This is a genomic window from Sporosarcina sp. FSL K6-3508 (assembly GCF_038615825.1).
Classification (GTDB): domain Bacteria; phylum Bacillota; class Bacilli; order Bacillales_A; family Planococcaceae; genus Sporosarcina; species Sporosarcina newyorkensis.
The window spans coordinates 540,159-565,024 of sequence record NZ_CP152016.1; the positions used below are offsets into that span (position 1 = coordinate 540,159).

Consider the following 24,866-nt stretch of genomic DNA (forward strand, 5'->3'; position numbering starts at 1 on the left):
ACATAGATTTCATCCTGTCCAATCCTTCGAAATGATCGAAGGATTTTTTTATGTCTGCGGCAGACAACGTAATACGTAATGAACGCAAAGGGAGGAAATCACATGAAGAAGTTTTGGCAGTTGTTGCTGACAGCGATGCTGGCAGTCCTGGTGCTTGCAGCATGCGGTAACGACAGCGAGAAAGAAGAAACACCAGTCGATTCTGATGAACCAGCAGAAACGGAACAGGAAGAACAAGCAGGAGGGAATTCTTCCAGCTATCCATATACAATCAATGATGCCGTCGGAGAAGATATCACATTTGAAAAAGCTCCGGAAACTGTCATCTCGTTAATTCCAAGCAATACAGAAATTTTATTTGGCATCGATGCAGGTGATAAAGTGATCGCTGTCACGGAAAACGATGATTTTCCGGAAGAAGTGAAAGATCTCGATAAAGTCGGAGATTATAACGTCAACGTAGAAAAAGTTATTTCATTGAAACCAGATGTCGTTTTCGCGCATGATATGATGCTGGGCTCTGGTGAAGAAGGTTTGAACCAAATTCGCGACGCGGGCATCCAGGTAGTCGTTATACCGACTGCAGAAACATTCGAAGAAACATATGAAACGATTAAAATCTTCGGCGAAATCATGGATAAAAATGAGGAAGCTAATAAGATCGTAGAAGATATGAAAGCAAAAGTTGAGGATATCAAAGCGAAAGCAGCGGATATTACAGACAAGAAAACGGTGTTAGTGGAAAACTCAGATGCACCGGAAATTTATGCACCTGGTAAAAACACATTCCCGCAGCAGTTCTTAGACATGATCAATGCAGAAAACATCATCACAGAAGAAGGATGGGTAATGATCAGTCCTGAAACGATCGTCGATGAAAGTCCGGACGTCATTCTTGTGTCCTACAGCTATGTGCCGGATGTTGTTGAAAACATTAAGAAGCGTGACGGTTTCGATACGGTTACTGCAGTGAAAGAAGATCAAGTCATTCAAGTGGATGAAAATATCACAAGCCGGACAGGTCCGCGTTTAGCGGACGGATTGGAAGCTTATGCAAAAGCGATCTATCCAGAGGTGTTTGGTGAATAAAACGGCTATCGCCTATACTGTGTCAATTGCCACGCTACTTGTGGCAATTTGGCTCGGTGTATCGATCGGCACAGTGAAGATACCGATTGAGACGCTATGGAACGATGCAGATGCAACTGCGAGCAATATTCTTTGGAAAATCCGCATGCCGCGTGTGCTGCTGGCTGGAATTGTCGGCGCATCTCTTGCGATTTCAGGCGCTGCTTTCCAAGGATTGTTGAAAAATCCATTAGCAGATCCATACACCCTCGGAGTGTCATCCGGTGCCTCTGTAGGCGCTGTGATTACACTCTTTTTTGGTATCTCCCTGCCGTTCTTAGGCGCCTTTACCTTACCCGTCTTCAGTATGGTCGGGGCAGCTGCGACGATGTTCTTGGTCATCGGCTTTGCCCGTCTGGTCGATCGGTCAATGAAAATGGAAACGATCATTTTAACAGGTATTATTTTTGGTTCATTTTTAGGTTCTGTTTTATCCTTGATGATTGCGTTAACACAAGAAGAGCTGCGCCAAATCATTGGCTGGCTGCTCGGTAGTGTCTCCATGCGCGGTTGGAAATATATCACGATGGTGTTACCGTTTTTCATCATTGGTTCATTCATTCTTTGGCTTAATCGCAGAGAACTGAACGCCATGCTATTTGGTGAAGAGCGTGCACATCATTTAGGAGTCAATGTGAAACGCCGTAAAATGTTGATTTTGATCGGCGGCTCTGTACTGACAGGCTCTGCGGTTGCAGTTTCCGGGACCATCGGCTTTGTCGGCTTGGTTGTTCCGCATATGACGCGCTTGATGTGGGGGTCGGATCATCGGCATGTCTTGCCGTTGTCCTTATTTAACGGAGCTTCCTTATTGATTATTTGTGATTTAGTGGCGCGGACGATTATTTCGCCGGCTGAACTGCCTGTTGGTGTCATTACGGCATTTATTGGGGCTCCAGTCTTTGCCTACATCTTTTACAAGCAACGCAGAAAAGGAGCGATGTGACATGCTGCAGGTAGATGAAGTGTCAGGAGGATACGGTAAGGAACCGGTTGTACGGGATGTGTCATTCCACGTGGAAAAAGGAGAGGTCCTTGGGATTTTAGGACCGAATGGCAGTGGGAAATCCACGCTGTTGAAAATTATTTCAGGCATTTTACCGAAGCAAGGCGGAAAGGTTACGATTGATGGAAAATCCGCTTCCGCTTATACACAGAAACAATTTGCACGAAAAGTGGCAGTGTTGCCGCAGCTTCATGCCCATGCGTTTTCCCATACGGTGAAGGATACCGTCGGACTCGGGAGATATCCACATCAGACCGGGCTGTTCTCCAGTTGGTCCGATGAGGACGAACGTGCAGTACAGGAAGCGATGAACTATACAGGTATCACGCGCTATGAAGATACGCCGATTGAGTTATTGTCGGGAGGCGAGCAACAGCGTGTATTTGTTGCCCAAGCGCTCGCTCAGGAAGCACCGATTTTATTGCTCGATGAACCGACGAATCATCTGGATATTGCGCATCAGCAACAATTGCTTGATACTATTCGCAATCAAGCGCATCAAAAAGGCATCACCGTTGTTTCTATATTCCACGATATTAACTTAGCGGCGCTTTATTGTGATCGATTGCTGTTATTGAAGAATGGTGAAGTGGCAGCAATCGGAACACCGCAGGAAGTTGTACTTGAACAGGAAATTCGCTCGGTTTATGAGGCACGCGTCAAAACACAGCCTCACCCAGAAATGCCGAAACCGCAAATGACGCTATTGCCGGATTTGAAAGAAGAAACAGAGCAGTTCCGGATCATGAAAGAAGATGTGAAAATTCGTGAAGATCATGTGGTTTTGCAGGCGAAACAGCCACTTAAGACAATTTCATCCGCTGTCCACAATGCGGGCGTGGGCTGGTATCGAACCTTTATTAACCGTGGGGTGCGGCACGATTATCACTGCGATGATGTACAAAGTGAGCTGGCGGATTACTTGTTGTCATATGATTATCAGCTGACGGATACGGTCGCGATGATGACGGCCGTCAGCCCGGAGTATGTCAACGTGCAGGAGTTCAAAGCGGAGTTCGGATCGATCGTGATTGCGGTGACAGTAGGAATCGGCAATGCGGTGGATGTTTCGAAAGCTTGGCAACGCGAAGAGTTGCCGTATATTGGCACAATCAATACATGGATTTTCATTAATGGCTTACTGTCAGAAGAAGCATTCGTTCAAGCGATGATTACAGCAACCGAAGCCAAAACGAAAGCTTTACAGGACGAAGAAGTCATCGATCCCGCATCAAAGACGATTGCAACAGGCACTTCAACAGACAGTTTGTTGATCGCGTCGACACAGCAAGGGGCTTCGCTTCCTTACGCTGGGCCGATTACGCAGCTTGGGAAATTGATTGGCCGTGGTGTTTATGAATGCACTGTACACGCGATTCATTCGTACCGACAAGCGAAGGATGAAGCAGAATGATTCCTGCACATTTTATTGCGATTGCCATTGGCATAGTACTTGACCGAATCATCGGTGATCCTCCTAATTGGCCGCATCCAGTGAAGTGGATCGGCACGTCGATACATAATTTGACGAAGCTGCTGAATAAAGGGAAACTGCGTACGATGAAAGGTGCATTGCTCTGGCTGATCATTTGCGGAGTGACTTTTCTTTTGGTCATTTGGCTTGTCAGCTTTGCGTATCGCCTTCATTTACTTGCAGGAATTGCGGTGGAAGGAATTCTGGTTGCAGCGGGACTTGCGCAAAAGAGTTTGCGGGACGCAGCTCTGCTAGTCTATGAACCATTGCAGTCAGGAGAAATGAAAGAAGCGCGTGAAAAACTCAGCTGGATAGTCGGGCGAGATACGGATAAGTTAAATGCCGGTGAAATTTCACGTGCAACGATCGAAACGGTATCAGAAAACACATCAGACGGCATTACGGCTCCGTTATTTTGGGCGTTCTTGCTCGGAGCACCGGGTCTTTGGCTATACAAGGCGGTCAATACGCTCGATTCAATGGTCGGTTATAAAGATGATCGCTATCTGCAATTCGGTAAAGTGTCGGCGCGAATGGACGATTTGTTCAATGTCATACCATCGCGGATTACGGGCTTGCTGATTGTTTTATTCACTTCGAATGAAGGCGGCTTATCGCTCGGTAAACGTTTTAGAGGATGGTTGAGTGATGCCAAGCGTCACCCGAGTCCGAACAGTGGATATTTAGAAGCCGCAACAGCTTGGCAACTGAATATTCAGCTAGGGGGTAAAAATACATACCGCGGCGTGACTTCGGAACGCGCGAAGATGGGACCGCTCAAGGATCTCGTTCCGACATCTGCTTCCCATATCCGCTCTTCCATTAACCAAATGCACGTCGTTTCATGGATCTTCTGGTTCCTATTCACAGCGATTGGAGTGTTGATGTATGCAATTGCCTGAACATGGCGCGAATAGCTCAAGATTGTACGAGGTGTTTGGTTTGTCCGTGCCGGATGAAGTATTGGATTTTAGCGAGAACTGTAATCCAGCAGGGCCGCCTGCATTGATCGTGGAAGCATGGCCGTATTTAATAACGAAATTAATGAATTACCCCGATCCGGATGGTCAACCATTCAAGGCGGCTGCTGCTCAATTTCACGGCGTCAGCGAACGGCAAGTGCTTGTGGGCAACGGTGCAGCAGAATTATTGTCCTTGCTTGCCGGGCGTTACCGCGGGAAACGAGTAGTGCTGATTGACCCTGCGTTTTCCGAATACCGCGCTACATTGGAAGCAAATGGAGCGGAAGTTGTATCGGTTCAGGCGAGTGAGGAAGAAGATTTCACATTGCCCATTGCAGAAATTGAAAAGGCTTTGCCTGGTGCAGCGGCCATATATTTATGCACGCCGAATAATCCAACAGGTATTTTGCCGTCCGTTGATGAATTGCTGGCAGTTATCATTACAGCCAAGTCGAGCGGAACGGAAGTGGTGCTGGATGAAGCATTTATTGATTTTGTTGATGAAAACTATTCATTTATTCAGCATCTCGAAGCATATCCTCACGTGATTGTTGTGCGCTCTATGACTAAAATGTATGCCATACCTGGAATTCGACTGGGGTATATGGTAGCCCATCCTGAAATTATTGCGGATGTGAAACGGCAGGCTCCTCATTGGAATGTGAATGGATTGGCTGCTGAAATTGGGGTGCTATGTTTGCAAGAAGCATCATATCGTGAGCAAGCGATTCAATATGCGGAAGCGGAACGTTTGAAAATGGTGAGATTCCTGCGTGCACATGATTGCAAAGTGATTGATTCGGCAGCGAATTACCTGCTGTTCAAACCGCAACGAGATGCGAGAGAGTTGTATCGAAATTTATTGGAACAAGGCATGGTTCTTCGTCACACAGAGAACTTTCACGGGTTGGAAGGAAAATGGTTGCGGGTTGGCATGAAATCAGAAACGATGATGGAACGGCTGCGGGAGGCGATGACAAAATGGCTCAAGGCACAGTAACCTTCATTAGCGGCGGTGCCCGCAGCGGGAAAAGCGCATATGCTGAACGACTGCTCGTTGCACAGGCGACAGGGCGACTTGTCTACATTGCGTCTGGCGTGGCATTTGATCATGAAATGGAAGAACGGATCGCCAAACATCAGCATGACCGGAAAGACCATGCCTGGCTAACGATTGAACAGCCGGTGGATCTTCACCAAGTAGTTCCTCTTTTACAACAGGGCGATTTCGTGTTGTGGGATTGCCTGACAACATGGTTGACGAATGAAATGTATAAGGGGATTGAAGACGGTGCGCCATGTTGGAAACGTCCGGATTGTCTAGATCAGAAAAGGTGTGAACTGTTACACACCATCGAGCAAATTAGAGAGATTGCCGCCCATCTCGTCATTGTTTCCAATGAAGTGCTCGATGAATGGCCGCATTATGATGAAGAAACAGAATTTTATCGGAACACAATCGGCACGACGCACCAGCAAATCGTTCAGTGCGCGAACGCGGTAATAGAAATGGATCACGGATTACCTGTCGTTTGGAAGGGTGACGTTCGATGAGTAGCATTTTATTGGCACTCCAATTTTTTACTTCATTGCCTGTCAGGAAAGAATTGCCACTCGGAAAGAACGAAGTGTCCGGCATGTATATCGCCTTGCCGCTCATTGGCGGGGGAATCGGTTTGCTGCTTGCGGGAACAGCAATGGTCTTCAGTGATTTCAATAGTTTCCTAGCCGCGATGCTCATACTGATTGCAGGAATCATCGCAACAGGCGGGCTGCATGTGGACGGCTTCGCAGATCTCGGAGATGCCTTCTTTTCCTATCAAGACCGTGAAAAACGACTGACGATCATGGAAGACCCCCGACTCGGCGCATTTGGCACCCTTTCGCTGCTTGTCTTGCTTGGATTAAAGGTTGGACTGTTCATGGAAATTTTGGGAATGAAACATGGCTGGGTCTTGCTTGTTGCGGTGCCGATCTTGTCTCGAGCGGCAATGGTCTTCTATTTCGTAACGACAGAAACAGCGAAGCAAAGCGGCCTGGCGTACTTTTTTAAACAGCATTTCCTGCGGAAGCGTATGGTGGCAGCAGCGGCTGCTGTCAGTCTTCTAACTGCAGTAGGGGTAGGATTGCTGTACAGTTCATTGGGCATCATCGTCGTCGCGTTGCTGACACTAATCATAGCTGTTTTGTTTTATCGAAGTTGGACCGTCAAACATTTTGGCGGTGTGACAGGAGATCTATGCGGCGCGTTCATTGAAGGAATGGAGGTGCTTTTATGGCTCGTCCTTATCGTTTATTTATCATTCGGCATTTGAAAACAGCTGCCAATGAAAAACGACAATATTGCGGATGGACGGATGTTGAGTTGGCTTGTGCTGAAGGAGTCCCCGTTGAATTTTCGAACAGTGTTGACCAAGTGTATGGAAGTGATCTGCAAAGAACACGTCAAACGGCAGCGATCTATTTTCCTGAAGCTGCCTATCATGAGGATTCACGTTGGCGAGAGTGCCACTTTGGAGATTTTGAAGGTAAAACCTATGAACAATTAAAGGACGACACCGATTACCGCAGCTGGTTGGAAGCACCGTGGCAAGTGGCTCCGCGTAATGGAGAAACTTTGCTGCAAGTGAAAACACGGGTCTTCGACGCCTTGTATGACTTGCCGAATGAAGCGGTCGTCGTGACACATGGCGGGGTGATTCGATTACTGTTGGAAGCATTCTCAACGGATTCACGTTCATTCTGGGAATGGCACGTAGGGAACGGTTCGGTTTGGCAATTCGAGTGGGAAAATGAGCAGCAATGGAAAGAAGGGAAGCCATGCACATCTTTATCGGTGGTGCCTATAACGGCAAAACAGAATATGTAAGGCGCTGGATTGGAGATCAACCATCGTTCTTCTGTACAATGGAAACAGCAGGTTCTGCAGCGCCTGGCGAACGGCTCGTCATCTCGGATCTACATGATTGGCTGCAATCTACATCATTAAGTGAGTCGGAATCGCTTCATGCAATTCGCGAAATCAGCTCGCCTGATACTGTGTTCATTTTAACCGAAGTGGGCCGCGGTATTGTCCCGCTCGAATCAGAACAACGTGACTTGCGTGATCGGTGCGGCCGGTTGTATCAGCAATTATTTGCAGAAGCAACAGACATCACACGGATTTGGTATGGTATTCCCCAAACTATCAAAAGGAGTGGACTGTTATGAAAATCTATACAAAAACAGGTGATAAAGGCACGACAAGTTTAATCGGAGGACGCGTTGCAAAGGATGATTTACGCGTAGAAGCATACGGAACAATTGATGAATTGAATTCGTTTATCGGAAAAGCAATGACTGAGTTGGAAGGCGATAAATTCTCAGATATTCTGACCGATTTGGAGACCATCCAAAATGAATTGTTCGACGGTGGCGGCGACTTGGCGAACGTCATGAAAGAGCGTCATTATAAGTTGGATGAAGCGCCGATCGCTGTGCTTGAAGAACGCATCGACAAGTTGATGGAAGAAGCACCGGAACTGGAACGTTTTATCCTGCCTGGCGGCTCGTCCGCGGCCGCTACATTGCACATAGCCCGCACGATCACTCGCCGCGCAGAGCGTGTGACGGTGACGCTGATGAACGCGGCAGACGACGTTTCCCCGATAGTTCAGCGCTACTTGAATCGATTATCCGACTACCTATTCGTAGCAGCCCGAATCGTCAACGCACGCCTTGGTATTTCCGACAACGAATACGTTCGCAGTGCGAAAGTATTCCGCACGAGTGAGAAGAAAGAAAAGTGAGCAATTAAAAACAGAGACTTGGTTTGCGTCGCGTCATCCCAAGTCTCTGTTTTTGACGTGCTGTGCGACTTCCCACGCTCACAAGTTTATACTCCCGTGTTCCGCGCTCATAAATCACCGCAGCTCGCTCATACTCCCGCGTTCTGCGCTTATAACCTACTCCTTAATCAAATAATAAAGCTCCGTCAATTGCTTCCTATTCAAAATTTCCGGTACTGGATACAATGGATTGGCTTCCGCCGCGGCCCGTTTGACCATCAAAGGGATATCCTTCTCCGCAATACCACTCACCTTGTCCGGAATATTCAACGCACGATTCAACTTTTTGATCTCCTCAATAAACTTCTGGGCTTTCATTTGCTTCGTGTCGGTTGGTGACGTAATTCCGATAAGATCTGCAAGCTCAGATAGCGGTTGATAGACACTCTTACCGTAATACTCCAAAATATATGGCAAGATGATCGCGTTGGCTTTTCCGTGGGGGACATTATAAAATCCGCCCAGCGTATGTGCTATCGCGTGGGCATTGCCGACATAGGCCCGAGTAAACGCCTTGCCTCCCAAGTAAGCCGCCTTTAGCATATTTGTGCGTGCATCCAGATTTTTCCCATTGGAATACGCTTCGATTAAATTCTCGAAAACCAACTGAACAACCTCTCGGCTCCACTGCCACGTGTTTTTTGTATTGCTTTTTCCGATATATGCTTCTACCGCATGGGTCAACGCATCAATTCCGGTAGCCGCTGTAATCGCCGGCGGTAATTTAAGAGTGAGCAACGGATCAAGCACGGCATAGTGCGGGATCAGTGACGTATCCATGATTGCATATTTTTCATGCGTCTCACTATTCGTCACGACTGCAGCTAATGTTGCTTCGCTTCCGGTTCCCGCTGTAGTCGGCACTGCAATTAACGGAGGAATAGCTTTTTGTACGCGGAACATTCCCTTCAATTGAGGAATACTCTTATCCGGCCTTGCAATCCGAGCACCGACAGCCTTCGCGCAATCGATCGGTGAACCACCACCAAACGCAATCAATGCCTCACATTGATTCGCCACGTACAAGCTGCGAGCCTCTTCAATAGAATCAATCGTCGGATTCGGAACGGTGCGATCATAGACCAAATACTTGATTCCCAATGCATCCAGCGCACACAACATCCCATCCATCAACCGGAGCTTCGCGATTTCCCGATCTGTGATGACCAATACACTGCCGATCCCCAAATCCTTAATCTTCTGCGGCAACTGACCGAGACTGCCGGGTCCTTCCAACAACTCCGGATCCCGCCAAGGTAAAAAATTCATCCCCAACTTACATGTTCGCTGATAAAAACGAGCAAACAAATCGTACATTTAACCCACCCCTTTCAAATCTATTTCATGTATAATAAAAATAGTAGCATAGAGTCGGAATATTTACTGTAGTTAAATTGTTCAATTACTTTTAATGATTCACTTCGAATTTGGAGGCCTTCTTCGCATATACAATTGACTATTCTAAAAAAAAATTTTCGGAAAATGGTTGACTGAATGCTCATTCATAAATTACACTGTACATATATAAAATACTTGTAAGCGATTTCTCGTAAGGGGTCTTTGGGAGAGTCAGAGGAAGGGGAGAAAGAAAATGAATGTGTTACTCATCGCAAACTGGATATTGTTTTTAGCAGTAACCGTTTATGGTGTCGGGTTATTTCTCTATCTATTGAAAACCCGGTTCGAATTTATTCGACTAGGAAGAAAAGAAGAATTTGACCACAACGTCAAAGAACGTCTCAGAAAAATCTGGGTGTACGTATTTGGACAAAAGAAACTATTGAAAGATAAAAAGAGTGGGGCAATCCATGTCCTGTTTTTCTATGGATTCTTACTCGTTCAATTCGGCGCAATCGATTTAATATGGAAAGGATTAAAACCTGGATCACATTTGCCGTTAGGCCCATTGTATCCCGCGTTTACCTTCTTCCAGGAAATCGTCGTATTCTTAATTTTAGTTGCAGTCGTATGGGCATTCCATCGCCGTTATGTTGAGAAACTTGTCCGGTTGAAACGCGGTTGGAAATCAGGATTGGTCCTTATTTTCATTGGTTCATTGATGGTTTCTACGCTTGTAGCAAACGGAGCGAACATGATTTGGCACAATGAAGGTGCAACTTGGACAGAACCGATGGCCTCGCTTATAGCCATGGCGTTCAGCGGGGTTCCTGAAGGTGTAGCAATAGCTGTTTTCTTCATAGGCTGGTGGGTGCACTTACTGACATTGCTGACATTCTTGGTCTACGTTCCGCAATCGAAACACGCGCACTTGATCGCGGGTCCTGTAAACGTTTACTTCCATCGTCTCGACAATGCCGGCCACTTGAAGCCAATTGATTTTGCAGCGCTCGAGGAAATTGAAGATGAAGAGGACATGCCTCCACTTGGAGTAGGTAAGATCACAGACTTTACACAAGCTCAAATGATCGACTTCTACGCATGTGTAGAATGTGGACGCTGTACAAATATGTGTCCGGCAACGGGTACAGGGAAAATGTTGTCACCGATGGATTTGATTACGAAATTACGTGACCACTTGACGAATACAGGCGCTGTTATGACAAAGCAAAAGCCATGGGTGCCGCAACTGATGTTCACTCAGACAAAAGGTAATCAACTGGCACTCGCAGCGGGAGCGGAAGGTGTCTCCATCGATGAATTGTACAGTCCTTCATTGATTGGCGACGTCATTACAGAGGAAGAAATTTGGGCATGTACGACGTGCCGTAACTGTGAAGACCAATGCCCGGTTATGAACGAACACGTCGATAAAATCATCGACCTTCGCCGTTATCTAGTGATGACAGAAGGAAAGATGGACGCGGATGCACAGCGCGCGATGACTAACATCGAACGCCAAGGAAATCCGTGGGGCTTGAACCGTAAAGAGAAAGAAAACTGGAGAGACGCGCGTCCGGACTTGCACATCCCGACAGTGAAAGAAGCGAAAAAAGCAGGTGAGGACTTCGAATACTTGCTATGGGTCGGTTCAATGGGTGCGTTTGATAACCGTTCCCAGAAGATAGCGTTGTCTTTTGCACATCTATTGAATGAAGCAGGCGTAAGCTTTGCGATTCTCGGCAATAAAGAGAAAAATTCAGGAGATACTCCGCGCCGCTTAGGAAACGAATTTTTATTCCAAGAACTGGCGACTGCCAATATCGCGGAATTCGAGAAAGCGAACGTGTCAAAAATCGTCACAATTGATCCGCACGCATATAATATTTTCAAGAATGAGTACCCAGATTTCGGATTGCAAGCGATCGTCAAACATCATACGGAACTACTGTATGATTTAGTGATGGCGGGCAAATTAGTTCCGAAGCATGCAATCGATGAAACGATCACGTTCCATGACTCTTGTTATCTAGGACGCTACAACGATGTCTATGACCAGCCGCGAGAAATTCTCAAAGCAATCCCTGGCGTTAAGTTGGTCGAAATGAAACGGAATCGCCAAGACGGTATGTGCTGTGGAGCAGGAGGCGGGATGATGTGGATGGAAGAAGATACGGGTCAGCGTGTCAACGTGGCGCGTACCGAGCAGGCTCTTGAAGTCAGCCCGGGAATCATTTCTTCTGGTTGTCCATATTGTTTGACGATGCTATCTGACGGAACAAAAGCTGTGGAAGTGGAAGAGCAAGTCGGCACATACGATATCGCGGAATTGCTGGAACGTTCGATTTTCGGTGAACAACAGTTAGAACCTGAAACAGCGGAGGAACTAGTTGAAGAACTAGAGTTGGAGACTGAAATGGCTGCAACGGTCGAAAAGGTGGATGAAACACCGTAAAACACGGATAGAATGTCAAATTAAAATATTGCGAATAACATGATAATACAGTACAATTAGAGTATCTAAAACGCAGACAAATTAGATAATAGATAAATCAGAGGGTCTTAGTACCCTCTTTTTATCGAGATCTAGTCGAGTGAGCGTTCAGTCAGTATAAAACGGGAGGGAATGGAATGACGAGAACTGTTATTTTACAAGGTGCAAGAACACCATTTGGGAAATTAGGGGGCGCGTTGCACTCGCGGACAGCCAGCGATCTAGGGGGAGTGGCGATCAAGGCTGCATTGGAGAAGTCAGGGGTTCAAGCCGACCAAGTCGATGAAGTGATCATGGGAACTGTATTGCAAGCAGGGCAAGGCCAGATACCTTCAAGACAGGCGGCGACAAAAGGTGGTATTCCTTATAATGTCAAGACGGAAACAATCAATAAAGTATGCGCTTCCGGAATGCGCAGTATTACGCTTGGCGATCAGTTGATTCGATTAGGGGAAGAAAACGTCATCGTAGCAGGCGGAATGGAATCGATGTCCAATGCTCCATATTATTTGCCGGGCGCTCGATCCGGTCTGAAGATGGGCAATGCGACGCTCGTCGATGGCATGATTTACGACGGACTATCCTGTGCGTTTTCACCCGACCGTGTTCATATGGGTACATACGGCAACAGCACAGCGAATGAATTTTCATTGAGCCGCGAAAAGCAAGATGAATGGTCATTAAGAAGCCATGAACGCGCGCTTGCTGCCATGGATAATGGATTTTTCAAAGAAGAAATCGTAACGGTCAGCATCCCGCAGCGTAAAGGCGAGCCACTTGTCGTTTTCGAAGACGAAGCACCGCGCAAAGGTAGTTCACTAGAATCATTGGCGAAACTGCGCCCGGCTTTCGATAAGGACGGTACGATTACAGCGGGTAACGCACCTGGCGTCAATGACGGAGCATGTGCAGTCGTGCTGATGAATGAAGACGAAGCGAAAAAACTAGGTAAAGAACCACTTGCCGTAATTCTAAGTCATGCGGAAGTTGCGATTGAGCCAGAGCGATTCCCTGAAACTCCAGGTCACGTCATCAAAGCGTTACTTGAGAAAACAGGGAAGTCATTAGAAGAAGTCGATTTATTCGAAATCAATGAAGCCTTTGCCGCAGTTGCACTTGTCAGTTCGCAAATTGCCGGATTGGATGAAGACAAAGTGAACGTCAATGGAGGCGCAGTCGCGCTTGGCCATCCGATCGGAGCGAGCGGAGCACGAGTCGTCCTAACACTTGCCAATGAACTAAAACGCCGCGGCGGTGGAATCGGCATTGCAGCGATTTGTTCAGGCGGCGGGCAAGGTGACGCGATCATGATCGAAGTACCGAAAAACTAATGGACAGGAGGCATTATAAATGACGATCCAGCAAGTATTTGTCATAGGGGCAGGCCAGATGGGCGGAGGCATCGCACAAGTTTGTGCTCAAGCAGGCTACCAAGTAACACTTCACGATCTCAATGAAGAATCCTACGAACGCGGTTTTCAAGTTATCACGAAAAACTTAACGCGCAACGTAGAAAAAGACCGCATGACGGAGGAAGAGAAACAAGCAGTCCTCGGCCGTTTCACAAAATCACTAGATTTACAAAATGCTAAAAATGCAGACATCGTCATTGAAGCTGCTGTCGAAAATATGGAAGTGAAAACATCTATCTTTGCGGAGTTGGATAAAATCACCCCAGCTCATACGATTTTAGCCTCAAACACATCTTCCTTACCGATTACCGAAATCGGCGCAGCAACGAAGCGGCCTGAAAAAGTGATCGGCATGCACTTCATGAATCCGGTGCCTGTTATGCAGCTAGTGGAAATCATCCGCGGACTCGCAACAGACGATGAGGTTTACGAAGCAGTGGAAGAGATGACGAAGAAGCTGAAGAAAACTCCAGTCGAAGTAAATGACTACCCAGGCTTTGTCGCCAATCGCATATTAATGCCGATGATCAACGAAGCGATCTTCACACTGTATGAAGGTGTAGCGACAAAAGAAGCGATTGACGATGTCATGAAAATGGGAATGAATCATCCGATGGGACCCCTGCAATTAGCGGATTTCATTGGACTTGACACATGTCTATATATTATGGAAACCCTCTATGAAGGCTTCGGAGATTCAAAGTATCGTCCATGTCCGCTGCTACGTAAGTATGTTAAGGCAGGCTGGCACGGCAAGAAGACCGGACGCGGGTTTTATACTTATTAATGATGAAGTAAAGTTTTTCATGAGCAAAAAGTTCGCTTAGATTATTTCCGTGGAAAGCGTCTGCCTTCTACGGAAATCAACGATGGGTAATCAAACAAATGATTTATTAACTAATGCCGGAAGCAAGAGGTGAAGAAGATGGATTACAACTTATCAGAAGAACAACAAATGATGCGCCAAATGGTCCGTGATTTCGCAAAAAAGGAAATTGAACCTTGGATTCCACGGATGGAAGCGGGAGAATTTCCGCGCGAGCTGCTAGAAAAGATGGGTGAACTCGGTTTAATGGGGATAACGGCACCTGAAAAATATGGGGGGGCCGGAATGGACTTCCTGTCATATATCATCGCCATACATGAGCTATCTAAAGCAAGCGCTGTCATGGGGGTCATCTTGTCTGTTCATACTTCAGTGGGAATGAATCCCATCCTCTACTTCGGTAATGAAGAACAGAAAAATCGCTACTTGCCGAAAATGGCGTCAGGTCAATACTTAGGTGCGTTCTGTCTGACGGAAACCTCTTCGGGGTCCGACGCTGGATCGTTGAAAACCAAAGCGAAACGAGTAGATGATCACTATGTATTGAATGGATCTAAAATGTTTATCACAAACGGAGGAGAAGCAGATGTCTACATCGTTTTCGCCAATACAGCACCGGAAAAAGGAACGTACGGCATCTCGGCATTTATTGTAGATCAAGATACACCTGGACTTTCAATCGGCAAAGATGAAAAGAAAATGGGCTTGCATGGCTCGCGAACCGTAGCGCTCAACTTCGATAACATGAAAGTGCCGGCAGAAAATCGACTGGGAGCAGAAGGTGAGGGCTTCAAAATCGCCATGGCGAACCTGGATGTAGGCCGAATCGGCATCGCAGCCCAAGCACTGGGCATTGCTGAAGCCTCACTAGAAGCTGCGACTGCCTATGCAAAAGAACGGGAACAATTCGGCAAACCAATCGCTGCAAATCAAGGCGTAGGCTTCAAACTAGCCGACATGGCCACAGCTACGGAAGCAGCACGACTACTAGTCTACCGAGCAGCATGGCTACGGGCAGAAAACAAATCATGCGGCAAAGAAGCCTCCATGGCCAAACTCTTCGCCTCCCAAACAGCCGTAGACAACTCAATCGAAGCCGTCCAAATCTTTGGAGGCTACGGCTACACCGAAGACTATCCGGTAGAACGTTATTTCCGAGACGCCAAAGTATGTCAAATCTACGAAGGCACCAGCGAAATTCAAAGAGTAGTCATAGCCAAGCACTTAACAAATTAGATTTAGCACGGTACGTACGTGGATTGGTTCGTTGCACAACGAGTTACGCACGATTCACCGAACGATTGGCGCGTTCCTAGATAGGTTTGGTTCGTTGCTCAACAGGAAAGGTGCGGTGCAACAACAGTTACGCTCGTTCCTCACCATGATTGGTGCGTTTCGAGTCTAGAATAGTGCGTTTCTACAAAAGATACGCTCGTTCCGGGGTGAACTTGACTATCTTTATTACTTACCAGCTACAGTGAGCTTGCAAAGTATCTTAACATATATTTTTAGGGATTGTAGCGGAGGGCGGCGACTCCGGAAGGATCAGCGTGAGCCTTGAGACCCTGGACTGAGCGAAGCGAAGGAAGCGGCTCAAGCCACGCCCTCCGGAAAGCGTCCGCCTGCAGCGCAAATCCCCGGACCACAAGCCATTGTTAACCAGAAAACAACTTTAAACAAACATAAAGGGTGGGAGAAAAAATGGATTTTAAACTATCAGAAGAACATGAAATGATCAGAAAAATGGTACGCGACTTTGCAGAAAAGGAAGTCGCGCCATCCGCGGCACAGCGCGACGAAGACGAAAGCTTCGACATGAACATATTTCACAAAATGGCCGAACTTGGACTAACGGGAATCCCGTGGCCTGAAGAATATGGCGGCATCGGCAGCGACTATCTGGCCTACGTCATCGCGGTCGAAGAACTCTCACGCGTTTGCGCATCCACAGGCGTCGTCCTGTCCGCACATACCTCACTGGCAGGATGGCCGCTATTCAAATACGGCAACGAAGAACAAAAACAAAAATACCTGCGTCCTCTTGCGGAAGGTAAGAAAGTCGGTGCATACTGTTTAACGGAGGCGGACTCCGGCTCAGACGCAGGCGGTATGAAAACAACAGCGAAACTAGATGGCGATGACTATGTACTGAATGGTTCGAAAATCTTCATCACCAATGGCGGCATCGCGGACACATATATCGTCTTTGCTGTAACGGACCCAGAATCAAAACATAAAGGGACGAGTGCATTTATTGTAGAAAGTTCATTTGAAGGATTCTCAGTAGGTAAGAAAGAGAAGAAAATGGGGATTCGTTCTTCACCTACTACAGAAGTCGTTTTGGATAACTGTCGTGTGCCGAAAGAGAACCTTCTCGGCGAAGAAGGCGACGGATTCATTATCGCAATGAAAACGCTCGATGGCGGACGAAATGGGATTGCATCACAAGCAGTCGGTATTGCGCAAGGCGCACTCGATGCAGCGGTGAATTACTCGAAAGAACGTGTACAATTCGGAAAACCGATTGTTGCGAACCAAGGTGTCAGCTTCAAGCTGGCAGACATGGCGACTTCCATCGAAGCATCCCGTCTGTTGACGTATCAGGCAGCATGGCTGGAATCCAATGACCTGCCATACGGTAAGGCATCCGCCATGGCAAAATTAATGGCTGGGGATACAGCGATGAAAGTCACGACAGAAGCGGTTCAAGTATTCGGTGGCTATGGTTATACAAAAGACTACCCAGTGGAACGCTATATGCGTGACGCGAAGATCACTCAAATTTACGAAGGAACACAAGAAATTCAACGTCTCGTCATCTCTCGTATGCTGACAAAATAACAGAGGGGAAGGGAAGGGACCCAATGCCAAAACATGAAGTGAAATCTACCGTGAAAGACGAAGATTTGATTCAGAAACGACGCGAACAAATTAGCCAAGGCGCCGTGAAACTATTTATCGCGAAAGGGTTCCATCGAACGACAACGCGCGAAATCGCCAAGGAAGCCGGCTTCAGCATCGGTACGTTGTATGAGTATATTCGTACGAAGGAAGATGTCTTATATCTCGTTTGTGACCATATTTATCACGAAGTGAAGATCCGTCTTTCTGAATTGGATACGAATGACAACACGGTGGAAGGGTTGCGAATGGCGATAGCGAAGTACTACGAACTGATTGATGACATGTCCGATGAGTTTGTCGTCATGTATCAGGAATCGAAGTCCTTGCCGAGTGAAGCACTGCGTTATGTGCTGACGAAAGAACTTGAAATGGTGGAATTGTTTGAAATGATTGTGCGGCGCTGTATGGAAGCAGGCAATCTGCGCATCGGTCCTGAGGAAGTATCGCTCGCAGCGCATCATATTCTTGTGCAAGGTCAAATGTGGTCATTCCGAAGATGGGCGCTGCGCAACACTTATTCACTTGAACGGTATATTCAGATACAGACGGATCAAATCATTAATGGACTTGCGAAATAAATAAAAGGCTCCGCTGCGGATTTGTTCTGTGGCGGAAGTCATTGTTTAGGAAGGGCGGAGAGCAAATGGCAACTGAGGAAATTTACAAACCAAAGCACCATATCCGTTTTGTGACGGCATCCAGTTTATTTGACGGGCATGACGCATCAATCAATATCATGCGAAGAATTTTACAATCGACCGGAGCGGAAGTCATTCATCTTGGACATAACCGATCTGTTGAGGAAGTTGTAAACGCTGCCATTCAGGAAGACGTACAAGGCATTGCAATTTCTTCTTATCAAGGCGGGCATGTTGAGTATTTCAAATATATGTATGATCTGCTGAAAGAACGCGGTGCTTCTCATATCAAAATCTTCGGTGGTGGCGGAGGCGTCATTATTCCGAAAGAAATCAAAGAGCTGCATGAATATGGCATCCAGTGGATCTTCTCTCCGGAGGATGGGCGGAAAATGGGTCTTCAAGGAATGATCAACCGCATCATGGAGCTATCCGACTTCTCCACTACTCCCGAAAATGAAGAAGCCAATCTGGAAAAACTCACAGCAGAGACACCGGGAATCCTGGCTAATTTGATTACCTACGTTGAAGAAAAGCATTTGCATAAGGATAAGGCAGCTGAACAGTTGCTTGCGCATGCACGAAGTCTTTCCAAGCAGACGCCGGTACTCGGAATCACGGGCACTGGGGGGGCGGGAAAAAGTTCATTAACTGATGAATTGATTCGACGTTTCTTGCAAGAGTTTCCTGATAAACGTGTCGCCATTCTTTCCATCGATCCGACGAAGCAAAAAACAGGCGGTGCGTTGCTCGGTGACCGAATCCGTATGAACGCCATTTTCACTGACCGCGTCTATATGCGTAGTTTGGCAACGCGGGGTTCACGTTCGGAGTTGACGACTGCGATTCATGATGTGCTTGATGTGACGAAAGCGGCAGGCTACGACTTGATCATCGTTGAAACGAGCGGTATCGGGCAAGGTGACGCACAGATTACGGACATTTCCGATGTCTCGATGTATGTCATGACGAGTGAATTTGGCGCACCGACACAGCTTGAAAAGATTGATATGATCGACTTTGCAGATTTGATTGTCATCAATAAATTCGAACGTAAAGGCTCTGAAGATGCATTGAGCCAAGTCCGCAAGCAGTACCAACGCAGCCATCTGTTATTTGACGAAGAGTTGGAAAACATGCCGGTATTCGGTACGATCGCCAGCCAATTCAATGATAGAGGAACGAATATTCTGTTTGCAGCATTGGTCGAACAGTTGAATAAATCAGCTGGCCTCGACTGGACAACAAGTTACGCGGAATCTGTGACGAATCAAAAACAGACAGTCATCATCCCGCCTGACCGCAGTCATTATTTGCGTGAAATCGCCGCGACCGTTCGTAATTACCATGCGAAATCCAAACAGCAAGAAGAGCTTGCGCGCCGACTGTTCCAATTGGAAGGTGCAATTGAAGCTGTCAAGGAAGCTGATTCCAATGAAGCGCTCTTGAATTCATTGACTAGTTTAAAAGAAGGTATAGAAGAGCAGCTGACAGGTGAATCAAAGCGCACGTTGAAGAACTGGCAGTCTTTGAGAGAGTCGTATAAACAAGACGAATATGTCGTCAAGATCCGAGATAAAGAGATTAGGACTGCACTCAATACGGTCAGTCTATCGGGGCTGAAAATACCGAAAGTGGTCTTGCCACAGTATAAAGACTATGGAGAAATCTTACGCTGGGTCTACAGTGAAAACGTGCCGGGCTCATTCCCTTACACGGGCGGCGCTTTCCCATTCAAACGTGAAGGTGAAGATCCGAAGCGCCAATTCGCGGGTGAAGGGACACCGGAGCGTACGAACCGTAGATTTCATTATGTATCGAAAGACGATGACGCGAAACGCTTATCAACGGCATTCGACTCCGTCACGCTTTACGGAGAAGATCCAGATGAACGTCCGGATATTTATGGTAAAGTCGGCGAATCGGGCGTTAGTATTTGTACACTTGAAGATATGAAAAAACTCTATGCCGGATTTGATCTTTGTGCACCGTCCACTTCGGTCTCGATGACGATCAACGGTCCTGCACCGATCATCTTGGCAATGTTCATGAATGCTGCTGTCGATCAGCAAGTACGGAAGAAAGAACAAGAGCTCGGTCGTCCGCTGACTGTCGAGGAATTCACCGATGTACGTGAAATGACATTCCAAACGGTACGCGGCACAGTGCAGGCGGACATCCTGAAAGAAGACCAAGGTCAAAACACCTGTATTTTCTCTACGGAATTTGCATTGCGACTGATGGGCGATATCCAGCAGTATTTTATTGATAAAAAAGTTCGTAACTATTATTCTGTTTCGATTTCAGGCTACCATATCGCGGAAGCAGGCTCGAATCCGATTTCCCAGCTGGCCTTCACATTGGCGAACGGCTTCACGTACGTCGAATATTACTTGAGCCGCGGAATGAATATTGATGATTTTGCACCGAATCTGTCGTTTTTCTTCTCGAATGGGCTAGATCCGGAATATACGGTGATTGGACGTGTCGCTCGTCGCATTTGGGCTGTTACGATGCGCGATAAATACGGCGCCAATGAACGCAGCCAAAAGTTGAAGTACCATATCCAGACTTCGGGCCGCAGTTTGCACGCGCAGGAAATCGACTTCAACGATATCCGCACGACATTGCAGGCATTGATGGCTTTGCAGGATAACTGTAACTCGCTGCATACGAATGCGTACGACGAAGCGATCACGACACCGACGGAAGAGTCTGTACGCCGTGCGATGGCGATTCAGATGATTATCACCAAAGAGCATGGATTGTCGAAAAATGAAAATCCTCTGCAAGGAGCATTCGTCATCGAGGAGCTGACAAGCTTAGTAGAAGAAGCGGTACTTCAAGAATTCGATCGTCTGAATGACCGCGGGGGCGTACTGGGCTCGATGGAAACACAGTATCAGCGAGGTAAAATCCAGGAAGAATCGATGTACTACGAAATGAAAAAACATTCAGGTGAGCTGCCGATCATCGGCGTCAATACGTACTTGAACCCGAATCCGCCATCTGAAGAAGATATCGACAATATGGAACTGGCACGCGCAACAAAGGAAGAGAAAGAAGCGCAAATCCGCAACTTGCGGGCTTTCCAGTCGGCGCACGCAGAAGAAGCTGAACAGGCACTGCGGAATCTTCAACAAACAGCTGTTTCAGGAGGCAATGTCTTCGCGGAATTGATGAAAACCGTACAAGTCGCAAGCTTAGGTCAAATCACCAACGCTTTATATGAAGTAGGCGGCCAGTACCGAAGAAATATGTAATTACCCCGAGAAAGCTGCGTGAATCACGCAGCTTTTTTGAGATTGCAGGGTGGAGTGTGAAACGGCGCTCATAAGGTTTTGCTCCGCGCTCATAAAACTACTCGTAGCGCTCATAAAGTCCCGTTTCACGCTCGTAAAGCCACTCGCCACGCTCATAGGACCTTGTTCTGCGCTCATAAACAACCCTACATACAAAATCACTTCACATCAAAGTGGATAAACTGGTAATTTTATCTGTATAATGAAAAGAACGAATAGAAAGGGATGTGTTGAAGGTGAGATGGTATTATCATTTGATCATAATTGTGCTTCTATTTCTTCTCACATTCATCTTTTATAGCAGCGGTCTAGGAGTAATACCCTTCGCCTTCACAGCCATCTACCTAGGGTGTCTGACTATCAAAGAATACAGAAACGTAAAGAGAAGCAAAAGAATGTAGCATATTGGAACACAAACTGTATATAATGTAAACTATGCTTATGTGTTGAAGAAAGGACGTGCCATACATTGAATATCCATGAAATGACAAAAGAACAATTAGCAGAAGAGTCGTTCATTAATATTACTTTCCAAATCCTTACTGAACGACGTGAATCTCTTACCCTACAGCAACTGATGGACGAAATCCAAAAACTTACGGGTGTTTCCGACAAAGACCTAAAAGAACGCCTCGTTCAATTCTATACAGATCTGAACATTGATGGCAGATTCCTGGCTATCCAAGACAACCGCTGGGGCTTACGCGAATGGTATCCAGTCGACCAAATCGAAGAAGAAACAGCACCTGTCGTAAAAGTCCGCAAAAAGAAAAAGAAGAAAAAGGACTACGATGACGAAGAAGAGATTGAAGAAGATGACGAGGACGAAGAACTCTTCGATGAAGAATATGTAGAACTCGGCGAAGAAGACGAGGAAGATGTGGACGACGAAGAGGAAGACGAGGAAGTTATCGAAATCGAAGAAGACCTGATTGATCCGGATGACGACTTGGAAGTAATTCCTGATGAAGAAATCGACCTTGATGAAGAAGATGAAGAGGACGATGAAGAAGAGGAAGACTTCGAGGAAGAAGAATAACAAGACTTGACTTTTGGCGCCTGAAAATATAAGATTTGTATGGGCTCCTGAAAAGGACACATGAATTCGTGTATACGCGCTCCTTATTGTAGTTATGCTACAACTGGGGCGCTTTTTTGATTTTTCATCTTAGCCTTCGAGCATGTAAAAAGAACAAATGGAGGAACCACACATGACAAAATATATTTTTATTACGGGCGGCGTTGTCTCGTCCTTAGGTAAAGGAATCAACGCTGCATCACTCGGGAGATTGCTGAAAAATCGCGGTTTGAAAGTAACCAATCAAAAATTCGACCCATACATCAATATCGATCCGCGCATGATGAGTCCATACCAGCACGGTGAAGTGTTCGTAACGGAAGATGGCGCGGAAACGGATCTCGATATCGGACATTACGAGCGTTTTATCGACATTAAATGCAATCGCTACTCCAACGTCACTATGGGGAAAGTCTATGACCTAGTCTTACGAAAAGAGCGCAGCGGTGAATATAAAGGAGCTACTGTACAAGTAATTCCACATATTACAAATGAAATTAAAGAACTCGTTAAACGTGCAGGCGAAACGTTGAACGCTGACGTAGTCATCACGGAAATCGGGGGAAGTGTCGGCGATATCGAATCCTTGCCTTACCTGGAAGCAATCCGCCAGCTGAAGACAGATTTAGGCAAAGACGACGTCATGTACATCCATAACACATTAATTCCATACCTCCATGCAGCAGGCGAAATGAAAACAAAACCAACTCAGCACAGCGTTAAGGAACTGAGAAGTCTTGGGATCCAGCCGAATATGATTGTGGTGCGCAGTGAGTACCCTGTACCGCAAGAAATGAAAGATAAAATTGCGTTATTCTGTAACATCAAGCCAGAAGAAGTGATCGAAGCACTGGACGCAGAAACATTGTATGAAGTGCCGCTTCGTTTGCACGAACAACATATGGACCAAATTGTTGTCGATTTCCTTGGATTGGAAACACCACAGCCAGAGTTGGCAGAAGTTGAAGAACTTGTGAAGTTGGTTAAATCACTGAAAGAAAAAGTGAAAATCGGTCTTGTCGGAAAGTATGTAGAGCTACAAGATGCGTATATTTCTGCTGTTGAAGCTATGCGTCACGCAGGTTATGCCTTCGATACAGATGTGGAGATCAAGTGGATTAATTCCGAAGAAGTCACTGCAGAGAATGTTGAAGAATTCCTTGGAGATGTCGATGGAATTCTTGTTCCAGGTGGTTTCGGAGATCGCGGAATCGATGGGAAGATCGAAGCGATCACATATGCACGCGAACATAAAGTTCCGTTTTTTGGAATCAGTTTAGGTTTGCAACTAGCAGCAACCGATATCGCGCGAAACGTTCTTGGCTTGAAAAATGCTCATTCCTTGGAGTTTGACGCAAATACAGAACACCAAATTACGACATTCCATCCGGATTGCCGTACGGCGGATGAAGCAGACAGCACATTGCGTCTTGGCGCATACCCATGTAAACTTTCAGAAAATACGAAAGCGTACACTGCATATGGTGAAGAACTTGTTTATGAACGCCACCGTCACCGTTATGAAATTAATTTAGCTTATCGTGCGCAGTTGGAAGAAGCTGGTTTTATCGTTTCTGGTATCAGCCCGGACGGCCGCTTGATCGAAATTATGGAACTGCAAGAGCACCCATTCTTCGTAGGCTGCCAATTCCATCCGGAGTTTGCATCCCGTCCGACACGCCCACAACCATTGTTCCGCGAATTTATCCGCGCTGCATTGGATCATCGTTAAAAAGGAAAAAGCCGACAGGATCCTATAGAATTCTGTTGGCTTTTTCACATTTATTTAACTTATTCATCATCCAATAATTCATCCAGCGACAGTTTTACAGCTTCATAAATGAAGAGAGCAGCGAGTGCGTGTGGCTCGACAATGCGTTCACCTGTTGGTCCGGGAAGAAGTCCTTTTTTCAAGCCGGTGGATATGTACGTTAAAGCAAGATCGGCAAGTTCATTGGAGTCCTCTGCTGAATCGGCTGCCAATACAGCGAATGGAATGAATTGATCCGCCAGTTGTTTTGCCAATTGAACGGCTGCAGGATGATCTGCCTTTCTAACAATCAGCCAAACGCGATCGGCTGTAGTAAGGGAAATATCGCCAGTATAGCGAACAGCCTGCCGCAATGGTTCCGCACCGTGTAAAGCGGTAGCTGTAACAGCTTCCATCTCATCAAAAGCAGCAAGGATGATCCGTCCTTCACCTACTAGTGCCTGTGCAAGCAGCCGAGCTGTTTCCTCGATTGCCTCCTCCTGAGATCCTGAGATCCGCTCTAAAAGTCCTCTGATCTGTGTCGTTAATATTTTCAATTGTATCCCTCCAAAGATTTAGTATATTAGACAAGAGTTAGAAGTGCAAAAACAGATTGCTGAAAAAAGAAGGAAAACTTTGGATTGTTGCGAATAATATACAATAGAGAAGTATAGACAAACTTTAGATATGAAATTTCCTTGAACGCTTTAATAGATTAAAGCGTTGG

21 protein-coding genes are annotated in these 24,866 nt (G+C 46.5%); 19 read left to right on the forward strand and 2 right to left on the reverse strand.

Annotation, left to right across the window (positions count from 1 at the left end; all coding sequences use genetic code 11):
* Positions 1–102: 102 nt before the first annotated feature.
* The 10 genes from MKX97_RS02535 to MKX97_RS02580 are packed head-to-tail and all read left to right on the forward strand — an operon-like array spanning position 103 to position 8,358.
* Positions 103–1,089 (forward strand): helical backbone metal receptor, encoded by a 987-nt coding sequence (locus MKX97_RS02535; RefSeq protein WP_342536876.1) that lies wholly within the window; start codon positions 103–105, stop codon positions 1,087–1,089.
* Positions 1,082–2,074, forward strand: a complete 993-nt coding sequence (locus tag MKX97_RS02540; protein ID WP_342536877.1) for an iron ABC transporter permease — start codon at positions 1,082–1,084, stop codon at positions 2,072–2,074. Before MKX97_RS02535 ends, MKX97_RS02540 begins: the two co-directional genes overlap by 8 nt.
* A 1-nt stretch (position 2,075) precedes the next feature.
* Entirely contained in the window at positions 2,076–3,548 is a 1,473-nt protein-coding gene (locus MKX97_RS02545) for an adenosylcobinamide amidohydrolase (RefSeq protein WP_342536878.1), read from the forward strand.
* Positions 3,548–4,510 (forward strand): adenosylcobinamide-phosphate synthase CbiB, encoded by a 963-nt coding sequence (gene cbiB, locus MKX97_RS02550; protein ID WP_340760893.1) that lies wholly within the window; start codon positions 3,548–3,550, stop codon positions 4,508–4,510. Before MKX97_RS02545 ends, cbiB begins: the two co-directional genes overlap by 1 nt.
* Positions 4,497–5,570 carry a threonine-phosphate decarboxylase CobD gene (cobD, locus tag MKX97_RS02555; RefSeq protein WP_340758188.1) on the forward strand — a complete coding sequence of 358 codons (1,074 nt, stop codon included), beginning with the start codon at positions 4,497–4,499 and terminating at the stop codon, positions 5,568–5,570. The genes cbiB and cobD overlap by 14 nt, the downstream gene beginning before the upstream one ends.
* Positions 5,552–6,124, forward strand: coding sequence for a bifunctional adenosylcobinamide kinase/adenosylcobinamide-phosphate guanylyltransferase (locus tag MKX97_RS02560; RefSeq protein ID WP_340758189.1), 573 nt, complete (start codon positions 5,552–5,554; stop codon positions 6,122–6,124). Before cobD ends, MKX97_RS02560 begins: the two co-directional genes overlap by 19 nt.
* A complete protein-coding gene (gene cobS, locus MKX97_RS02565) occupies positions 6,121–6,885 on the forward strand; it encodes an adenosylcobinamide-GDP ribazoletransferase (protein ID WP_078817387.1) in 765 nt (254 codons plus the stop codon). Before MKX97_RS02560 ends, cobS begins: the two co-directional genes overlap by 4 nt.
* Positions 6,846–7,439, forward strand: a complete 594-nt coding sequence (locus tag MKX97_RS02570; RefSeq protein ID WP_340758190.1) for a histidine phosphatase family protein — start codon at positions 6,846–6,848, stop codon at positions 7,437–7,439. Before cobS ends, MKX97_RS02570 begins: the two co-directional genes overlap by 40 nt.
* A complete protein-coding gene (locus MKX97_RS02575) occupies positions 7,391–7,780 on the forward strand; it encodes a bifunctional adenosylcobinamide kinase/adenosylcobinamide-phosphate guanylyltransferase (protein ID WP_340758191.1) in 390 nt (129 codons plus the stop codon). The genes MKX97_RS02570 and MKX97_RS02575 overlap by 49 nt, the downstream gene beginning before the upstream one ends.
* Positions 7,777–8,358 carry a cob(I)yrinic acid a,c-diamide adenosyltransferase gene (locus MKX97_RS02580; RefSeq protein ID WP_009766244.1) on the forward strand — a complete coding sequence of 194 codons (582 nt, stop codon included), beginning with the start codon at positions 7,777–7,779 and terminating at the stop codon, positions 8,356–8,358. Before MKX97_RS02575 ends, MKX97_RS02580 begins: the two co-directional genes overlap by 4 nt.
* A gap of 156 nt (positions 8,359–8,514) precedes the next feature.
* Here the strand turns inward: MKX97_RS02580 and MKX97_RS02585 are convergent, their stop codons facing one another.
* Positions 8,515–9,714 carry an iron-containing alcohol dehydrogenase gene (locus tag MKX97_RS02585; RefSeq protein ID WP_342536880.1) on the reverse strand — a complete coding sequence of 400 codons (1,200 nt, stop codon included), beginning with the start codon at positions 9,712–9,714 and terminating at the stop codon, positions 8,515–8,517.
* A gap of 274 nt (positions 9,715–9,988) precedes the next feature.
* Between MKX97_RS02585 and MKX97_RS02590 the strand changes: the two genes are divergently transcribed.
* The 9 genes from MKX97_RS02590 (at position 9,989) to MKX97_RS02630 (ending at position 24,121) form a co-directional block, all read left to right on the forward strand.
* A complete protein-coding gene (locus MKX97_RS02590; protein WP_342536881.1) occupies positions 9,989–12,190 on the forward strand; it encodes a (Fe-S)-binding protein in 2,202 nt (733 codons plus the stop codon).
* Between the two features lie 176 nt (positions 12,191–12,366).
* Positions 12,367–13,560 carry an acetyl-CoA C-acetyltransferase gene (locus MKX97_RS02595; protein WP_078817384.1) on the forward strand — a complete coding sequence of 398 codons (1,194 nt, stop codon included), beginning with the start codon at positions 12,367–12,369 and terminating at the stop codon, positions 13,558–13,560.
* A gap of 19 nt (positions 13,561–13,579) precedes the next feature.
* The gene (locus MKX97_RS02600) at positions 13,580–14,428 is read left to right on the forward strand and encodes a 3-hydroxybutyryl-CoA dehydrogenase (protein ID WP_342536882.1); all 849 of its coding nucleotides are present in this window, start codon (positions 13,580–13,582) and stop codon (positions 14,426–14,428) included.
* A gap of 138 nt (positions 14,429–14,566) precedes the next feature.
* Positions 14,567–15,703: an acyl-CoA dehydrogenase gene (locus MKX97_RS02605; protein ID WP_078817383.1), complete on the forward strand. Its 1,137-nt coding sequence runs from the start codon at positions 14,567–14,569 to the stop codon at positions 15,701–15,703.
* Between the two features lie 465 nt (positions 15,704–16,168).
* Entirely contained in the window at positions 16,169–17,308 is a 1,140-nt protein-coding gene (locus MKX97_RS02610; RefSeq protein ID WP_342536883.1) for an acyl-CoA dehydrogenase, read from the forward strand.
* A 23-nt stretch (positions 17,309–17,331) separates the two neighbouring features.
* Complete coding sequence (locus MKX97_RS02615) at positions 17,332–17,949, forward strand: TetR/AcrR family transcriptional regulator (RefSeq protein ID WP_009766236.1); 618 nt, start codon at positions 17,332–17,334, stop codon at positions 17,947–17,949.
* A gap of 65 nt (positions 17,950–18,014) precedes the next feature.
* Positions 18,015–21,272, forward strand: coding sequence for a fused isobutyryl-CoA mutase/GTPase IcmF (gene icmF / locus MKX97_RS02620; RefSeq protein ID WP_342536884.1), 3,258 nt, complete (start codon positions 18,015–18,017; stop codon positions 21,270–21,272).
* A gap of 508 nt (positions 21,273–21,780) precedes the next feature.
* Positions 21,781–22,350: a DNA-directed RNA polymerase subunit delta gene (gene rpoE / locus MKX97_RS02625; RefSeq protein ID WP_009766233.1), complete on the forward strand. Its 570-nt coding sequence runs from the start codon at positions 21,781–21,783 to the stop codon at positions 22,348–22,350.
* A gap of 172 nt (positions 22,351–22,522) precedes the next feature.
* Positions 22,523–24,121 carry a CTP synthase gene (locus MKX97_RS02630; protein ID WP_040758515.1) on the forward strand — a complete coding sequence of 533 codons (1,599 nt, stop codon included), beginning with the start codon at positions 22,523–22,525 and terminating at the stop codon, positions 24,119–24,121.
* 59 nt (positions 24,122–24,180) lie between these two features.
* Here MKX97_RS02630 and MKX97_RS02635 read toward each other — a convergent pair whose 3' ends face one another.
* On the reverse strand, positions 24,181–24,696 hold the full coding sequence (locus tag MKX97_RS02635) for a DUF2529 family protein (RefSeq protein WP_009766231.1): 516 nt from the start codon (positions 24,694–24,696) through the stop codon (positions 24,181–24,183).
* Between the last annotated feature and the right edge of the window lie 170 nt (positions 24,697–24,866).

What these genes read in the sequence shown, in the direction of transcription:
- MKX97_RS02535 (WP_342536876.1), top strand. Translation starts at nt 103, where the DNA reads ATGAAGAAGTTTTGGCAGTTGTTGCTGACAGCGATGCTGGCAGTCCTG.
- MKX97_RS02545 (WP_342536878.1), top strand. Translation starts at nt 2,076, where the DNA reads ATGCTGCAGGTAGATGAAGTGTCAGGAGGATACGGTAAGGAACCGGTT.
- cobD (WP_340758188.1), top strand. Translation starts at nt 4,497, where the DNA reads ATGCAATTGCCTGAACATGGCGCGAATAGCTCAAGATTGTACGAGGTG.
- MKX97_RS02560 (WP_340758189.1), top strand. Translation starts at nt 5,552, where the DNA reads ATGGCTCAAGGCACAGTAACCTTCATTAGCGGCGGTGCCCGCAGCGGG.
- cobS (WP_078817387.1), top strand. Translation starts at nt 6,121, where the DNA reads ATGAGTAGCATTTTATTGGCACTCCAATTTTTTACTTCATTGCCTGTC.
- MKX97_RS02570 (WP_340758190.1), top strand. Translation starts at nt 6,846, where the DNA reads ATGGCTCGTCCTTATCGTTTATTTATCATTCGGCATTTGAAAACAGCT.
- MKX97_RS02575 (WP_340758191.1), top strand. Translation starts at nt 7,391, where the DNA reads ATGCACATCTTTATCGGTGGTGCCTATAACGGCAAAACAGAATATGTA.
- MKX97_RS02580 (WP_009766244.1), top strand. Translation starts at nt 7,777, where the DNA reads ATGAAAATCTATACAAAAACAGGTGATAAAGGCACGACAAGTTTAATC.
- MKX97_RS02585 (WP_342536880.1), bottom strand. Translation starts at nt 9,714, where the DNA reads ATGTACGATTTGTTTGCTCGTTTTTATCAGCGAACATGTAAGTTGGGG.
- MKX97_RS02590 (WP_342536881.1), top strand. Translation starts at nt 9,989, where the DNA reads ATGAATGTGTTACTCATCGCAAACTGGATATTGTTTTTAGCAGTAACC.
- MKX97_RS02595 (WP_078817384.1), top strand. Translation starts at nt 12,367, where the DNA reads ATGACGAGAACTGTTATTTTACAAGGTGCAAGAACACCATTTGGGAAA.
- MKX97_RS02600 (WP_342536882.1), top strand. Translation starts at nt 13,580, where the DNA reads ATGACGATCCAGCAAGTATTTGTCATAGGGGCAGGCCAGATGGGCGGA.
- MKX97_RS02605 (WP_078817383.1), top strand. Translation starts at nt 14,567, where the DNA reads ATGGATTACAACTTATCAGAAGAACAACAAATGATGCGCCAAATGGTC.
- MKX97_RS02610 (WP_342536883.1), top strand. Translation starts at nt 16,169, where the DNA reads ATGGATTTTAAACTATCAGAAGAACATGAAATGATCAGAAAAATGGTA.
- MKX97_RS02615 (WP_009766236.1), top strand. Translation starts at nt 17,332, where the DNA reads ATGCCAAAACATGAAGTGAAATCTACCGTGAAAGACGAAGATTTGATT.
- icmF (WP_342536884.1), top strand. Translation starts at nt 18,015, where the DNA reads ATGGCAACTGAGGAAATTTACAAACCAAAGCACCATATCCGTTTTGTG.
- MKX97_RS02630 (WP_040758515.1), top strand. Translation starts at nt 22,523, where the DNA reads ATGACAAAATATATTTTTATTACGGGCGGCGTTGTCTCGTCCTTAGGT.